General features: G+C 66.9%; 15 protein-coding genes. 8 read left to right on the top strand and 7 right to left on the bottom strand.

Translation table 11 applies throughout. The annotated features are described in order from the left end of the window. Nucleotides 1–8 precede the first annotated feature (8 nt). Together AU194_RS08820 and AU194_RS08815 are read left to right on the top strand one after the other, a co-directional pair. Entirely contained in the window at nt 9–686 is a 678-nt protein-coding gene (locus AU194_RS08820) for a DUF4956 domain-containing protein (protein WP_059088852.1), read from the top strand. Next, nucleotides 686–2140 (top strand): CotH kinase family protein, encoded by a 1455-nt coding sequence (locus AU194_RS08815; protein ID WP_059088851.1) that lies wholly within the window; start codon nt 686–688, stop codon nt 2138–2140. The genes AU194_RS08820 and AU194_RS08815 overlap by 1 nt, the downstream gene beginning before the upstream one ends. A 157-nt stretch (nt 2141–2297) precedes the next feature. On the opposite strand, the gene AU194_RS08810 is transcribed toward AU194_RS08815, so the two are convergent. Together AU194_RS08810 and AU194_RS08805 are read right to left on the bottom strand one after the other, a co-directional pair. Further along, nucleotides 2298–2768, bottom strand: a complete 471-nt coding sequence (locus AU194_RS08810; RefSeq protein ID WP_059088850.1) for a hypothetical protein — start codon at nt 2766–2768, stop codon at nt 2298–2300. Next, the gene (locus AU194_RS08805) at nt 2765–3922 is read right to left on the bottom strand and encodes a Rieske 2Fe-2S domain-containing protein (protein WP_059088849.1); all 1158 of its coding nucleotides are present in this window, start codon (nt 3920–3922) and stop codon (nt 2765–2767) included. Before AU194_RS08805 ends, AU194_RS08810 begins: the two co-directional genes overlap by 4 nt. A gap of 171 nt (nt 3923–4093) precedes the next feature. On the opposite strand from AU194_RS08805, the gene AU194_RS08800 reads away from it, so the two are divergent. Continuing rightward, nucleotides 4094–5074, top strand: coding sequence for an MOSC domain-containing protein (locus tag AU194_RS08800; RefSeq protein ID WP_197417559.1), 981 nt, complete (start codon nt 4094–4096; stop codon nt 5072–5074). An 81-nt stretch (nt 5075–5155) separates the two neighbouring features. Here AU194_RS08800 and AU194_RS08795 read toward each other — a convergent pair whose 3' ends face one another. Genes AU194_RS08795 through AU194_RS08785 form a run of 3 tightly spaced genes read right to left on the bottom strand, consistent with a single transcriptional unit; the run spans nt 5156 to nt 8397 of the window. Further along, nucleotides 5156–6328, bottom strand: a complete 1173-nt coding sequence (locus AU194_RS08795) for a thiolase domain-containing protein (RefSeq protein WP_059088848.1) — start codon at nt 6326–6328, stop codon at nt 5156–5158. Continuing rightward, a complete protein-coding gene (locus AU194_RS08790; RefSeq protein WP_059088847.1) occupies nt 6328–7395 on the bottom strand; it encodes a thiolase domain-containing protein in 1068 nt (355 codons plus the stop codon). Before AU194_RS08790 ends, AU194_RS08795 begins: the two co-directional genes overlap by 1 nt. A 12-nt stretch (nt 7396–7407) precedes the next feature. Further along, nucleotides 7408–8397: a Zn-ribbon domain-containing OB-fold protein gene (locus AU194_RS08785; RefSeq protein WP_059088846.1), complete on the bottom strand. Its 990-nt coding sequence runs from the start codon at nt 8395–8397 to the stop codon at nt 7408–7410. 70 nt (nt 8398–8467) lie between these two features. On the opposite strand from AU194_RS08785, the gene AU194_RS08780 reads away from it, so the two are divergent. The 4 genes from AU194_RS08780 to AU194_RS08765 all read left to right on the top strand — a co-directional run bounded on the left by AU194_RS08780 (nt 8468) and on the right by AU194_RS08765 (nt 11862). Beyond that, the gene (locus AU194_RS08780) at nt 8468–9499 is read left to right on the top strand and encodes an LLM class F420-dependent oxidoreductase (RefSeq protein ID WP_059088845.1); all 1032 of its coding nucleotides are present in this window, start codon (nt 8468–8470) and stop codon (nt 9497–9499) included. Nucleotides 9500–9551: 52 nt separating this feature from the next. Next, nucleotides 9552–10280, top strand: coding sequence for an acetoacetate decarboxylase family protein (locus AU194_RS08775; RefSeq protein WP_059088844.1), 729 nt, complete (start codon nt 9552–9554; stop codon nt 10278–10280). An 8-nt stretch (nt 10281–10288) separates the two neighbouring features. Continuing rightward, on the top strand, nt 10289–11488 hold the full coding sequence (locus AU194_RS08770; protein ID WP_197417572.1) for a cytochrome P450: 1200 nt from the start codon (nt 10289–10291) through the stop codon (nt 11486–11488). Between the two features lie 92 nt (nt 11489–11580). Then, a complete protein-coding gene (locus AU194_RS08765; RefSeq protein ID WP_059088842.1) occupies nt 11581–11862 on the top strand; it encodes a hypothetical protein in 282 nt (93 codons plus the stop codon). Between the two features lie 20 nt (nt 11863–11882). Here the strand turns inward: AU194_RS08765 and AU194_RS08760 are convergent, their stop codons facing one another. Both AU194_RS08760 and AU194_RS08755 read right to left on the bottom strand, forming a co-directional pair. Beyond that, on the bottom strand, nt 11883–12755 hold the full coding sequence (locus AU194_RS08760; RefSeq protein ID WP_059088841.1) for a type IV toxin-antitoxin system AbiEi family antitoxin: 873 nt from the start codon (nt 12753–12755) through the stop codon (nt 11883–11885). Nucleotides 12756–12861: 106 nt separating this feature from the next. After that, nucleotides 12862–13656: a crotonase/enoyl-CoA hydratase family protein gene (locus tag AU194_RS08755; RefSeq protein ID WP_059089053.1), complete on the bottom strand. Its 795-nt coding sequence runs from the start codon at nt 13654–13656 to the stop codon at nt 12862–12864. An 84-nt stretch (nt 13657–13740) separates the two neighbouring features. Here AU194_RS08755 and AU194_RS08750 point away from each other — a divergent pair, with 84 nt between their 5' ends. Then, entirely contained in the window at nt 13741–15390 is a 1650-nt protein-coding gene (locus AU194_RS08750) for an acyl-CoA synthetase (RefSeq protein ID WP_059088840.1), read from the top strand. The last annotated feature ends 1 nt before the right edge of the window (nt 15391 follow it).

The following is a 15391-nucleotide window of genomic DNA, read 5'->3' as shown; positions in this document are numbered from 1 at the left end:
GAGTATTCGTGAACATCAACCTGCAGGACCTCAGCGGCACCTTCACGACGTTCGACGTCGTCGCGTCGCTGGCGCTGTCGCTGGTCCTGTCCGTCATCATCGGCTGGGTCTACCGCTACACCCACAAGAACGTGTCCTACAGCCAGTCCTACGTGCAGACGCTCGTGCTGGTCTGCATGGTGGTCTCGGTCATCATGCTGGTCGTCGGGTCGAACATCGCCCGGGCGTTCGCGTTGGTCGGCGCGCTGTCGGTGATCCGATTCCGCAACGCCATCAAGGAAACCCGTGACGTCGGGTTCGTCTTCCTGGTGATGGCGATCGGTATGACGACCGGGACCCGGTTCTACACACTGGCCATCGCCGCAACCATCGCGATCTGCCTGGTGCTCGTGATCATGAACAAGTTCAACATGTTCAAGCTCGACGTCAAGCGCCAGGTCGTGAAGGTGCAGGTGCCGCCGGAGCCCGAGTACACCGCCCGCGTCGACGACACCCTCATCGAATACTGCAGTGAATTCGAGCTCGTCTCAACCGAATCGGTGCGTGCCGGTGCACTCATGGAGCTGTATTACACCGCGCAGCTGAAGAAGAACAAGAAGAGCAGCGATCTCATCGCGGCGCTCAGCGCGGTGAACACCGGCCAGCGCGTCACCGTCCTGACCGGCTACGACCAGACCGACATCTGATGACGGCGCCTGCCAGTTCGCGGCGGCGCCGGTTCGTGCACCGGATCCCGAAACCGCTGCGTCAGCACTGGAAGCTGTTGAGTGCGTTCATCGTCTTCGTAGCCGCCGTGGCACTGGCGTTCGGTGACATCCGCGTCCGCCCGTACATCACGGGCGATCCGACGATCATCGCCTCGGAGATCACCGAGAACATCACGGGCACCGTTGATCTGTTCGACGACTCCGTGCCGCACTCGCTGGCGATCCGACTGACCGATGCCGAATACCGTGACATGGTCGAGCAGTTCAAGGCCGACGGCGACAAGAAGTGGGTCACGGCCGATATCACGATCGACGGGACCACGATCAACGACGTCGCCGTACGGCTCAAAGGCAATTCGACATTGATGGGCCTGCGCGGCGTGCATTTCGGCCCACCGCCCGGTGCGCCGGGGGAGGGGGGTCCGCCGCCGGGCCCGGGGGGCCCGCCCCCGATGGGCCCCATGGACAGCGTCACCGAGGACGATCCGCTGTCGATGCCGCTGCTGATCAGCTTCAACGGGAATGCCGACGGTCGCGGATACCAGGGGTTGACCGAACTCTCGGTGCGCCCCGGTGCGCCCGTGCTCAACGAGGCCTTGGCACTCTCGCTGACAGCGATGACGGGTCAGCCGTCGCAGCGCTACGCCTACGTCACGTACTCGGTGAACGGCGCGACCACGACCCGCCTGGTGCTCGAGCACCCCGACGAGAACTACGCGAACACACTGTTCGACTCGGCCGGCTATCTGTACAAGGCACGCGCCAACTCTCGGCTCGAGTACAAGGGCCCGGACCAGTCGTCCTACGCCGATCAGTTCAAGCAGATCAACACCGTCGACACCGGAAATCTGCAGCCGCTCATCAATTTCCTGAAGTGGTTGGACAGCGCCGACGACGACGAGTTCGCGCGGTCGCTGGGCGATTGGGTCGACGTGGAATCGTTCGCGCGTTACGCCGCGACGCAGAATTTGCTGGTCAACTCCGACGACATGGCGGGACCGGGTCAGAACTACTTCCTGTGGTACGACCTGGGGACCAGGAAGTTCACGGTCGTCTCCTGGGATCTGAACCTCGCGACCATGATGGGCGATCCGAAGCTCCGGCCGCATGATCGGCTGGAGCTCAAGACGCCGCCGGGTTTCACACCCCCGACCGGCATGGGTCCGCCCGGCGGGATGCCGCCCGGCGGCAACCTGCTCAAGGAGCGCTTCCTGGCGTCACCGGCCTTCGCCGCGGTCTACGACACCGCGTATTGGGATCTCTACGACCGGATCTATGCCGACGGGCAGGCGCTGGAACTGCTGGACACCGTCGTCGCGAAGGTGCCCGTCACCGATGGCCTCAGCGCCGAGGAGATCAAGGCGCAGAAGGACACATTGCGACAGTTTCTGGCCGAGCGGGCGGCCGCGTTGGCGAAGGTGCGGGAAAGCTAGCGAAGGTCGCCGCGCCGGTGCCGATGGTCTACCAGATCGCGGGGCTCAGGTCGGCCACTGGATGCGGGTCGTCGAGGGTTGGCAGAGCGCACTCGGTGCCGACTGGCAGCGCCGAGCTGTCCGCCGCGGTGACGCCGCGTGAGACGTCGCCGGGGCCCTAACCGTCCCCGGGAGAGGGCGCTGTGGAGTTCTCCTCCAGGCAACCCTCGGCCACAGCGTGTTTGATGCTGTCGGCCAACCGCGGACAGGTCTTGGTCCGCGCCGGCTGCCCGCCCGCCTCGCGGATCTCCGTGAAGTGCGCACAGCGCTGCGTGGCCTCGGAATTCCACTGCACCGAGGTGTGGCCGCGGCCCAGCTTCTTCACCTTGACCGCGACGTGGCAGAACCGGCAGTCCACCTCGACCAGACCGGAATTCAGATAGCGGTCGCGGTCCCGCCGGGTGGCCTCGCGCACCGCGACCGCGCGCGGATCGTCGTCCGGGTACGCCGGGGCTTTCGACCAACTCTTGCGACCGCCTGCCGCGGGTGCGGGATGGTGGTGGTCGTCGTCCTCGTGGCCGCCGTGCAGCAGGAGCATCGACCGGGCCAGCCGGTCGACCTCTGCGTCCTGCTCCTCCGGTGACGTCATGACGTCGGCTGTTCTGCCTTCTCGGCTTCGCGCCGCTTCAGATTCTCCTCGACCTCGGTGTTCCAGTACTCGTTGGCCGCGGTGGTGTCGACCTCGATCTCGAAGCGGTCGGTCATCTCCGGGGTGACATCGGCGACGTCGACGTAGAACTGCTGATACCAACGCCGCAACTGGTAGACCGCGCCGTCCTCCTCGACCAGCAGCGGATTGTCGATGCGGGTCTTGTGCTTCCAGATCTCGACATCCTGCAGGAAGCCCTTGCTGACGCCGTCGGTGAACGTGCGGGCGAGTTTGTCGGTCATCTTGTCGTCGAGGCCCTTGGGCTTCTCGACGATGACGCCCCACTGCAGCACGAACGAGTCCTGGGTCACCGGGTAGTGGCAGTTGATCAGGATCGATTCGGCCTTGTAGCCGCCGTAGTTGTTGTGCAGCCAGTTGATCATGAACGACGGGCCGAAGTACGAGGCCTCCGAATCGAGGTGGGCCTCGCCATAGGTGGTACCCATGTCGTTGACGTCGGGCCGGCCCACGTTGTGCAGGTACTGGCTGGCGATGTGTCCCTCGAAGACGTTCTTGAAGTACGTCGGCAGGCCGAAGTGGATGTAGAAGAAGTGCGCCATGTCGGTGACGTTGTCGATGATCTCGCGGCAGTTGGCGCCCTCGATCAGGATCGAGTTCCACCGCCACTCGGTCCACTCGTCGCTGGCGTACTCGGGGATCTCGGGGATGCGGACCTCCGGCGGGGGCGGGTTGCCCTCGTGGTCGTGCCACACGAACAGCAGACCGCTGCGCACGTCGGTGGTCCAGGCGCGCGTCCGGGCCAGTCGCGGGGTGCGCTTGGCGTAGGGCACCAGCTTGCACTTACCGTCGCCGCCCCAGCGCCAGTCGTGGAACGGGCAGGCCACCTCGTCACCCTTGACGGTGCCCTGCGAGAGATCGCCACCCATGTGCCTGCAGTAGCCGTCGAGGATCTTGACCTCGCCCTTGGAGTCGGCGAACACCACGAGTTTGGTGCCGAACGCCTCCACCGAATGCGGCTTGCCGTCGACGTAGTCCTTGACCGGGCCGAGGCAGTGCCAGCCCCTGGCGTAGCGGTCGGGCAGAGTTCCGGTGTCGATCTCGCGGATGCCGCTGTGTGCGGTCTCGGTACTCACCTGGGCGCCTCCAAAGTCCCGGCCCCGAACCCGGGGCCTCTAACTAGAACACGTTACAGTTTTGCCGGTGGGTCTCGCAATGATCGGGGCGTGACCTGGCGCATACCCGGTGGGCGGGGGTTCTGAACGGGTTCCCGCGCGGCCGCTCCGGTCCGGCCGTACGGTTGCGGGATGCGAGTGGGTCAGGTCGCCGCGATGTGGCGCTATCCGGTCAAATCCCTCGGCGGCGAGGCCGTCGACGAGGTGGAGCTGGGGCCGCAGGGTGTCCACGGCGACCGGCTGTGGGCGGTCCGCGACGTCGAACACGACATCACCGCGACCGCCCGCCGGACCCCCAAACTGCTGACCGCCACCGCCCGCTACTGCGCGCCGCCCCCGCCCGACGCCGGGCCGGGGCGGGTGCCCGACGTCGAGATCACCTTCCCCGACGGCACGGTGCTGCGCTCCGACGACCCGGCCGTGCACGCGAAGCTGTCCGAGCTGGTGGGACGCGAGATGCGGCTGACCGCGTTGCCGCCGGCGTCGGACACCAGCCTGCACAAGCTCAACAGCGGCGATCCGGACAATTCGCCGATCGCCTCGATGCGCTCGGACTTCGGAATCGCCGAAGGGGAGCGGCTGCCCGACCTGTCGATGATGCGGATCGCCGACCTCACGCTGCTCGCGCGGTACTCGACCCCGCCCGGGATGTTCGTCGACCTCGCGCCCGTGCACGTGATGACCACCGCGAGCCTGGCGACCATCGGCGCCGAACTCGGCGAGGACGCCGTCGACGTCCGACGCTTCCGGCCCAACGTGCTGCTCGCCGTCGACGACCCGGCCGACGGCCTCCCGGAATCGCACTGGACCGGCGGCCACCTGACCCTCGGCGGCGCGGTGCTCGAGGTGACGATGCCGACGATCCGCTGCGTGATCCCCAGCCGGGCGCAACCGGGCCTCGACGTGGATCGCCGGATCACCAAGGCGGTGGCCCAGCGGGCGGACCGCTGCCTGGGCAGCTATTGCTGGGTGGACTCCGGGGGCGTGGTGACCGTGGGCGACGAGGTGGCGTTGCGGCCGCACCGGCGCAGCCCCCTGGCCGACGTCGCCAGGCGCGGTAAGCGGATGGTGTTCGGGCTGGCGATGAGCGCCGCCGACCGCTTCACCCGCTGACTTCAGTGCGCCGAGTGCGCCGAGCCTACGGTTGTTGACGGATTTCGGCCGTTTCGCGTCAACAACCGTAGCGCCGGCGAGTCAGGGTTTGTCGGTGGCGACGACCCACATCGAGTAGTACTGCGAGCCACCGCCGTAGGCGTGGCCGAGCGCCTTGCGGGCGCCTTCGACCTGGTGGTCGCCGGCCTTGCCCATGACCTGGATGGCGGCCTCCGCGAAGCGGATCATGCCGGATGCGCCGATCGGATTCGACGACAGCACACCGCCGGATGGGTTCACCGGCAACCGGCCACCGATTGCGGTTTCGCCGGCCTCGGTGAGCTTCCAGCCCTCACCCTCGGCGGCGAAGCCGAGGTTCTCCAGCCACATCGGCTCGAACCACGAGAACGGGACGTAGATCTCGGCGACGTCGATCTCGTCGATCGGGCTGCTGATACCCGCCGCGGCCCACAGCGCTTTGGCCGCATCCCGGCCGGCCTGCGGGTTGACCTGATCGCGGCCGGCGTAGGCCAGCGGTTCGGTGCGCAGCGCGGTGGCGTGGATCCAGGCCACCGGATGTCCTTCTGCGGCACGGCTGTCCGCGGTCGCCTCGTCACCGATCACCAGCGCGCACGCGCCGTCGGACGACGGGCAGGTCTCGTCGAAGCGGATCGGATCCCACAGCATCTGCGAACCCAGCACCTTCTCCAACGTGATGTCGGGCTGGTGCAGATGGGCCAGCGGATTCTTCGCGCCGTTGAGCCGGTCCTTCACCGCGACCATCGCCCCGATGTGCGTCGGCGCACCCGAGCGACGGATGTAGGCGCGCACGTGCGGTGCGAAGTAGCCGCCCGCACCCGCGCCCACCGGCTTGGTGAACGGCACCGGAATGCTCAACGCCCACATGGCATTCGACTCGGACTGCTTCTCCCACGCCATCGCCAGCACCCGGCGGTACTTCCCGGACTGCACCAGGCTGGCGGCCACGACCGCGGTCGAACCGCCGACCGATCCTGCGGTGTGCACACGGATCATCGGCTTGTTCGTCGCGCCGACGGCGTCGGCGAGGAACAGCTCCGGCATCATGACGCCCTCGAAGAAGTCCGGCGCCTTGCCGAGCACGACCGCGTCGATGTCGTCCATCGTCATGCCGGAGTCGGCGAGCGCGCGGTCGATGGCCTCGCGCACCAGGCCGTTCATCGACACGTCCTGCCGCTTGGCGACGTACTTGGTCTGCCCGGTGCCGAGCACCGCGGCCAGATTCTTACCGGCCATCAGTTCTTTCCCTCCAACACGGCGACCAGGTTCTGTTGCAGCGCTGGGCCACTCGTCGCATGGGCGAGTACCCGCTGCGCCGAGCCGTCGAAGATGTGGCGCGCGGCATACCCGATCCGCTCGAGGCCCGCCGAGAACATCGGGTTGGCGGCCAGCGCACCGCCGGACGGGTTGATCTTCGTGGAATCCGGGAGCCCGATCGCCTCTTTGAGGATCAGGTGTTGATGGGTGAACGGTGCGTAGATCTCGGCGACGTCGATCGACCCGGCGTCCCCGCCGGTGGCGGCCTGAGCCGACGCGGCGGTCGACGGGGAGGTGGTCAGATCGCGGGCGCCCAGGATCGGCGTCTCGATGCGGTGCTCGAAACCGGTGATCCAGGCCGGGTTTTCGCGCAGTTCACGGGCCCGGTCCCCGGATGCCAACACGATCGCCGACGCGCCATCGGTGATCGGGGCGATGTCGTGGCGGCGCAACGGGTCGGCGAAGAAGGGGCGGTCGAGCAGTTCGTCGATGCTCGTGGCCGGTTTCTCGCGGTCGGTCCGCTCACTGACGGCGAACGAATCCAGCGCGACCTGGGCCATCTGCTCGGCGGTCCACTTGCCTGCGTCCAGCCCCAGCCGGGCCTGCAGGCCGGCGATCGACACCGAATCGGGCCACAGCGGAGCGACGGTGTACGGGTCGGTCTGCAACGCCAGCACGCGGCGCAGCGTGCCCGCACTCGACTTGCCGAACCCGTACACCAGTGCGGTCTCGACCTCGCCGGTGAGGATCTTGATGTAGGCCTCGTACAGCGCCCACGCGGCGTCCATCTCGACGTGCGATTCGTTGATCGGGGGCACGGCGCCGATCGAGTCGATCGCCGAGATGAACGAGAACGCCCGGCCGGCAAGGTAATCCGACGACCCCGAGCACCAGAAGCCGATGTCGGCCTTCGTGATGCCCAACTCTTCGTACAGTTCGGCGAAACACGGCATCAGCATCTCGACGCCGTTGGTGGTGCCCTCGGTGCGGCGCACATGTGGGGCGTGCGCGAAGCCCACCACTGCTACATCATTCGAACCTGTCATCGCCTGATCCCTCTAGAGGTGGTGCTTGTAGGTGTCGTACTCGGCGTCGGGCTCACCCGTGGGCCGGAAGTGACTGATGTTGTCGATGCCGAGGCCCCACTCCTCGCGGGGTTTCCACACTGCCTCCACGCGCATCCCCATCCGCACCTGATCGGCCTCGATCTCGGTGACCAGATGCAGGAACGGGATGTCGGCGCCGTCGAGCAGCACGTAGGCCGCGACGTAAGGCGGTTTGATCCGCTGCCCGGCGAACGGGATGTTGATGATCGCGAACGTCGTCACCGTGCCCTTGTCCGGCAGTTCGACGAACTCGGTGGTGGGTCGCCCGGTGGCCGGATCCGCTTCGCGCGGTGGGAAATACAGCTTGCCGTCCGTGCCGGTGCGGGCGCCCAACAGCTTGCCCTCCTGCAGCGCGCGCAGGAACGTGCTCTCCGGGGCGGACGCGGTGTGCTGGATCTCGATGGCGCTCGGCACCACCAGCATGGTCACCGGATCCTTGTCCGACGGTTCTGCTTCGGGCTCCGCCTCGTCGCCGAGTTCGAACCAGGCGAGGTCGGTGATCGCGCCGACGGGTTCGTCTACCCAGAGCGCATGCACCCGCGCGCCGGCGCTGATGTTGCCGGGCTCGCCCGCATCGACCGCGTGCAGCAGCGGAGTGTCGGCGCCGTCGAGTTTGATCAGCGCCCATGCGAACGGCCGGTCCAGGGGTTGGCCCTCGAGCGGTTCGGGCTGCCATGTCCACGACACCACCGTGCCGACACCGGCCACCGGTACGATCTCCGTCAACCGTTCGTAGGTCACCGGATCGTATTCGGCGGGCGGGACGTGCACACGTCCGTCGGAGCCCCGGACACCGACGATGCGTTTGTCACGCAGTGCGGTGAAGAACTGGCCGAGCAGTGGCCCGACCGAACGGGTGTAGTCGAAGGACAGTTTGAGCGGCGCCGAGAGGGGCGGTTCGTGGGTCTCGATCAGCGCCGGGCTGCTTTGGCTGGCGGTCACAGCACAAAGTAGAACAGGTTCTAACTATGGTTTCAAGAGACCATCTAGACAGGCTAGGGAAGGCGACACGATGAAGCTCGGACTCCAGCTCGGCTATTGGGGCGCACAGCCGCCGACGAACCACGCCGAACTCGTCGCCACGGCCGAGGAGGCCGGCTTCGACACCGTCTTCACCGCCGAGGCGTGGGGCTCGGACGCCTACACCCCGCTGGCCTGGCTGGGGTCGGCGACGCAGCGGATGCGCCTTGGCACCTCGGTGGTCCAGCTCTCGGCGCGTACGCCCACCGCCTGCGCGATGGCCGCGCTGACGCTCGACCACCTCTCCGGTGGCCGCCACATCCTCGGACTCGGGGTGTCCGGACCGCAGGTGGTCGAGGGCTGGTACGGGCAGAAGTTCCCGAAGCCGCTGGCCCGCACCCGCGAATACGTGAACATCCTGCGCCAGGTGTGGGCGCGCGAGGCGCCGGTGACCAGCGATGGCCCGCACTACCCGCTGCCGCTGAGCAGCGAGGGCACCACGGGGCTGGGCAAGGCCCTCAAGCCGATCACCCATCCGCTGCGCGCCGATATCCCGATCATGCTCGGCGCCGAGGGCCCGAAGAACGTCGCACTGGCCGCGGAGATCTGCGACGGCTGGCTGCCGATCTTCTACACCCCGCGGATGGCCGACACCTACAACGAGTGGCTCGACGAGGGGTTCGCCCGGCCCGGCGCCCGCCGCAGCCGCGAGGACTTCGAGATATGCGCGACCGCCCAGGTCGTCATCACCGATGACCGGGCCGCCACCTACGAGATGATGAAACCGTTCCTCGCCCTCTACATGGGCGGAATGGGCGCCGAGGACACCAACTTCCACGCCGACGTCTACCGGCGGATGGGATACGCGGAGGTGGTCGAGGACGTCACCAAGCTGTTCCGGAGTGGACAAAAGGACGAGGCCGCGAAGGTGATCCCCGACGAACTCGTCGACGACGCCGCGATCGTCGGCGACATCGACCACGTCCGCGAGCAGATCAAGATCTGGGAAGCGGCGGGCGTGACGATGATGGTGGTCGGCGCGCGGTCGCCCGAGCAGATCCGGGAGCTCGCCGCGCTCGTCTGAGGCGAGTGAACACTTCTTGCGACGTGTCTAGAACGCGTTCTAGATTGACCGGATGACGGACTCGGTCTCCCAGCACACGATCCAGGACACGGTGCTCACCATGCCGGTGCGCATCCGCAAGGCCAACACCCACGTGGCGATGTTCTCCGTCGCCGCCCCGGCCGCCCAGCGGATGATCGACTACTCCGGTCTGCCGGTGTGTGAGTACCTGCCGGGGCGGGCGGTCGTGATGCTGATGCTGGTCCGCTACGTCGACGGCGATCTCGGGCAGTATCACGAGTTCGGCACGGCCGTCATGGTCAACCCGCCGGGACAGCAGGCCAGGGGGCCGCAGGCGCTCGCCTCCGCCGCGGCGTTCATCCACCACCTGCCCGTCGACCAGGGCTTCACGCTGGAGGCCGGACGCAGCATCTGGGGCTTCCCGAAGATCATGGCCGACTTCACGGTGCGCGAGACGCCGAAGTTCGATTTCGAGGTCAGCGAGAACGGCACGCTCATCGCCGGCATCGAGTTCAGTCGCGGGGTGCCGATTCCGTCTGCGGTCACCAAACGCCCGCAGGTGCTGCGGACCTACAGCTGTCTGGACGGCGTCACTCGCGAAATCCCCTGGGAGATGCGCAATACCGGTATGTCGGCACGGCTCGGCGGCGCACGGCTGCGGCTGGGCGCCCACCCCTACGCGCGCGAACTGGCCGAACTGGGTTTGCCGAAACGCGCCATCGCCAGCCAGGCATCTGCCAATGTCGAGATGACATTCGGTGACGCACAGGAGATTCGATGACCCAGACGTTGAGCATCAAACCGGACGTCGATCTGACCGACGGTACGTTCTACGCCGACGGGCCCGCCGCACGCGAGGCGTATCGGTGGATGCGGGCCAACGAGCCGGTGTTCCGCGACCGCAACGGGCAGGCCGCGGCCGCGACGTATGCGGCCGTGCTCGACGCCGAACGCAACCCGGAGCTGTTCTCGTCGACCGGCGGTATCCGACCCGACCAGCCGGGCATGCCGTACATGATCGACATGGACGATCCCGCACACCTGTTGCGCCGCAAGCTCGTCAACTCCGGCTTCACCCGCAAACGGGTGATGGACAAGGTGCCCTCGATCGAGCGGCTGTGCGACACGCTGATCGACGCGGTGTGCGAGCGCGGTGAGTGTGACTTCGTCCGCGACATCGCCGCGCCGCTGCCGATGGCCGTCATCGGCGACATGCTCGGCGTGCTGCCAGAAGAACGCGAGATGCTGCTCACCTGGTCCGACGACCTGGTCTCCGGGTTGAGTTCACACGTCGACGAGGCGGCCATCAAGAAGCTGATGGACACCTTTGCCGCGTACACCGCGTTCACGATGGACGTGATCGCCAAGCGTCGCGCCGAACCCACCGACGACCTGTTCTCGGTACTGGTCAACGCTGAGGTCGAGGGCTCGCGGATGGCCGACGACGAAATCGTCTTCGAGACGCTGCTGATCCTCATCGGCGGCGACGAGACCACCCGCCACACCTTGTCCGGCGGCACCGAACAGATACTCCGGCACCGGGATCAGTGGGAGTCGCTGGTGGCCGACCCCGGGCTGCTGCCCGGCGCGATCGAGGAAATGCTGCGCTGGACGTCGCCGGTGAAGAACATGTGCCGCACGCTGACCGCCGACACCGAGTTCCACGGCACCGAGCTCAAATCGGGTGAGAAACTCATGCTGATGTTCGAGTCGGCGAACTTCGACGAGTCGGTGTTCGGCGACCCCGAGAACTTCCGTATCGACCGGAACCCGAACAGCCACTTGGCCTTCGGCTTCGGCACCCACTTCTGCCTCGGCAACCAGTTGGCGCGGTTGGAGCTGCGGCTGATGCTGACCAAGGTGCTCCAGCGGCTACCCGATCTGCGACTGGCCGACGACGCCGCGGTCCCGCTGCGGCCGGCCAACTTCGTCAGCGGACCGGAGGCGATGCCGGTGGTGTTCACCCCAACTGCCCGCGTGCTGGACTGACAGCAACCTCCCACCCGCCGCGCACCGGCATCACATAGTGCGGGCGAAGGCTTTCTGTTATCGCGTGTTGTCGCGATCGACAGGAGGCAGAGATGAACGGTTCGCAGAAGGTGCGCCGGTGGGTCGGCGGTGCGGTGCTGTGCGGCGGTGTGCTGGCCGCGACGGTCGGGCTGGGCAGCGGCGCGGCGCAGGCCGCGGTGCCGACTCCGTCCGCCGTGCCCGAGACGCATGTGACGGCGGTGGACACCGGTTTCGCCGAGTTCCGGCCCGCGTACGGGTACGGGTTCCACCCGGGCCGCGAGTTCTTCCCGCGGCCGTACTACAACCCGTGGTTGTTCCCACGGCCCTACGGGTTCCACGGCTACTACCGGTGACGTCCACGCCGAACGTGCGCTCACTGCGAAGAACCGGGCAGTTTTTCGCAGTGAGCGCACGTTCGGCGTGCCCAGGCCGCCTGTAGCCGGCGAACGATGCCGCCTTCGGTGTCGCGGGAGGTCACCCGGATGTCGATCCACCCGAGACCGGTCACGGCGTCATGGCGGTGGATGTCCTTGTTGAACTTGTCCGGGGTGCGGTGGTGGCCGCCCTCATAGTCGAGCGCGATCTTGATGTCGTCCCAACCCATGTCCACGACCGCGACGAGGCCACCGTGCTCGTCGTACACCGGGATCTGTGTCTGCGGGGGCGGGAAGCCGTTGCGGATCACCAGCAGGCGCAGCCACGTCTCTTTCGGAGACTCGGCGCCCGCGTCGACGAGTCCGAGCACCCTGTACGCGTGGCGGATTCGGCGACGACCGCGGTACCGCTCGGCCAGGAGTTCGACGTCGGCGATCTTCAGGTGCGTGGCGCGGGCCAGTGCGTCGATCGCCGCGACCGCAGGGCCGAGGGGGTAGCGGCAGGCGATGTCCAGCGCGGTGCGTGCCGGCGTGGTGACCCTGATGCCGTCGACGATCTGGAGTTCGTCGTCGGCGACGCGGTCCGACCACGTTCGGAGGCCGGGTGGCGGGCGCCGGTTCGGCCACAAGACCTCGGCCGGTTGCTTTGCGTCGACCCATTTTGCGCCGTGCAACGCAGCCGCCGACTGTCCGGCGACCACACCCTGGCGTCGAGTCCACAGCCACGCAGCTTTCGCGCGCTGCCTCGCCGTCGGCTCGACGCCCCGTGGCAGATACACATCCGGATAGATGGCGCGGAACCTGCTGCGCAGCGCGTAAGGCGTCAGCGCCCCCGACGCGACGGCCTCACTGCCGATGAATGGCTTCGCCATGTCGGGAGTGTGCCGATGTGGTCCGACATCCCGCCGAATGTGCGCTCACTGCGAAATTCCGGGCGGAAAGTCGCACTCACCGCACGTTCGGCGTGCCCAGGCCGACCTACTTCATCTGAAAGTTCGGGGACCGCTTCTCTTTGAACGCCCGCGGGCCTTCCTTGGCGTCGTCGGAGAGAAAGACCTCGATACCGATCTTGGTGTCGATCTTGAAGGCGTCGTTCTCGTGCAGGCCCTCGGTCTCGCGGATGGACCGCAGGATCGCCTGCACGGCCAGCGGGCCGTTGTTGTTGATCACCTCGGCGATCTCGAGCGCCTTGTCCAGCGCCGTACCGTCGGGCACCACGTAGCCGATGAGCCCGTACTCCTTGGCCTCTGCAGCGGTGATGTGGCGTCCGGTCAGCAGCAGATCGCACGCGATCGTGTACGGGATCTGCCGGGACAGGCGGACCGCCGAGCCGCCCATCGGGTACAGGCTCCACTTCGCCTCGGAGATACCGAATTTGGCGCTCTCACCGGCGATGCGGATATCGGTGCCCTGCAGGATCTCGGTGCCGCCGGCGATCGCCGGACCCTCGACGGCGGCGATCAGCGGTTTGGTGAGGCGGCGGCCCTTGAGCAGCCCGTCGATGCGCGACGGGTCGTAGCTGCCGTCCTTGAACGAATCGCCCGGCGGTTTGGCGGTGGCGGCCTTGAGGTCCATCCCGGCGCAGAAGTAGCCGCCCGCCCCGGTGAGGATGCACGAGCGGATCTCCGGATCGTTGTCGACGCGGTCCCACGCCTCGACCATGATCGAGAGCATCTCGGTCGACAGCGCATTGCGCGCCTCGGGGCGGTTGAGCGTCAGGATCAGCGTGTGTCCGCGCTGCTCAATGAGGGCGTCCGGGCCCTTTTCAGAGATTTCTGTGTTGGTCACGTACGGTTCTCTTTCCAGCGTCGATGCCACAGACTTGTCAGGAAATGTAACACGTTCTAGTTTGGGTTCGTGGCCCTGAACATCGCCGATCTTGCCGAGCACGCCATCGACGCCGTGCCTGACCGTGTCGCCCTGATCAGCGGCGACGAAACACTGACCTACGGCCAGCTCGAGGAGCGGGCCAACCGCCTGGCGCACTACCTGATCGACCAAGGTGTCAAGAAGGACGACAAGGTCGGTCTCTACTGCCGGAACCGCATCGAGATCGTGATCGGCATGGTCGGCATCGTCAAAGCCGGCGCCATCGCGGTCAACGTGAACTTCCGCTACGTCGAAGGCGAACTGCGCTACCTGTTCGGCAACTCCGACATGGTCGCGCTGATCCACGAGCGCCAGTACAGCCCCCGCGTCGCCAACGTGCTGCCCGACATCCCGAGCCTGAAGACGGTGCTCGTCGTCGAGGACGGCAGCGGCGAGGACTTCTCCGGCTACGGCGGCGTCGAGTTCTACGCCGCGCTGGACCAGGGGTCGCCGGAGCGCGACTTCGGTCCGCGCAGCGAAGACGACATCTATCTGCTCTACACCGGCGGCACCACCGGCTTCCCGAAGGGCGTCATGTGGCGCCACGAGGACATCTACCGAGTGTTGTTCGGCGGCACCGACTTCGCGACCGGTGAGCCGATCGCCGACGAGTACGGGCTGGCCAATCAGGCCAAAGAGAACGCCCCGATGATCCGCTACCCGATCCCGCCGATGATCCACGGCGCAACGCAGTCGGCCACCTGGATGGCGCTGTTCGCCGGTCAAACCGTCGTGCTGGCACCGGAATTCGACCCCGAAGAGGTGTGGCGCACCTGTGCCAAGCACAAGGTGAACCTGCTGTTCTTCACCGGTGACGCGATGGCGCGCCCCCTGCTCGACGCACTGGTGGCCCACCAGGAGAGCGGCGATGAATTCGACCTGTCCAACCTGTTCCTGTTGGCCAGCACCGCCGCGCTGTTCTCGCCCGCGCTCAAGGACCAACTGCTCGAACTGCTGCCCAACCGCATCATCACCGACTCGATCGGCTCGTCGGAGACCGGATTCGGTGGGTCGAGCGTGGTGGCCAAGGGGCAGACGCACACCGGTGGACCCCGGGTGACGATCGACAAGAACGTCGTCGTGATCGACGACGACGGCAACTTCGTCAAACCCGGCAGCGGTGTGCGCGGCATGATCGCCAAGTCCGGGCACATCCCCGTCGGCTACTACAAGGACGAGAAGAAGACCGCCGAGACGTTCCGCACGATCAACGGCGTCCGCTACGCCATCCCCGGCGACTACGCCACGGTCGAGGAGGACGGCAGCGTCACCATGCTCGGGCGCGGTTCGCAGTCGATCAACAGCGGTGGCGAGAAGATCTACCCCGAAGAAGTCGAGGGCGCGCTCAAGGGCCACCACGATGTGTTCGACGCGCTCGTGGTCGGTGTCCCCGACGAGCGGTACGGGCAGTGCGTCGCGGCCGTGATCGCCCGGCGCGAGGGCGCTACCCCGTCGCTGGCCGAACTCGACACCTTCATCCGCAACGAGATCGCCGGATACAAAGTGCCGCGCAAGATCTGGTGGGTCGACGCGATCCAACGCACCCCGGCCGGTAAGCCCGACTACCGCTGGGCCAAGGAACAGACCGAATCGCGTCCCGCAGACGAGACGCACGCAAATCACGTTGGAGCGAAATGAC

Source organism: Mycobacterium sp. GA-2829 (assembly GCF_001499965.1).
In the GTDB taxonomy this organism is placed as follows: Bacteria; Actinomycetota; Actinomycetes; order Mycobacteriales; family Mycobacteriaceae; genus Mycobacterium.
This window is presented reverse-complemented; position numbering and strand designations above follow the sequence as displayed.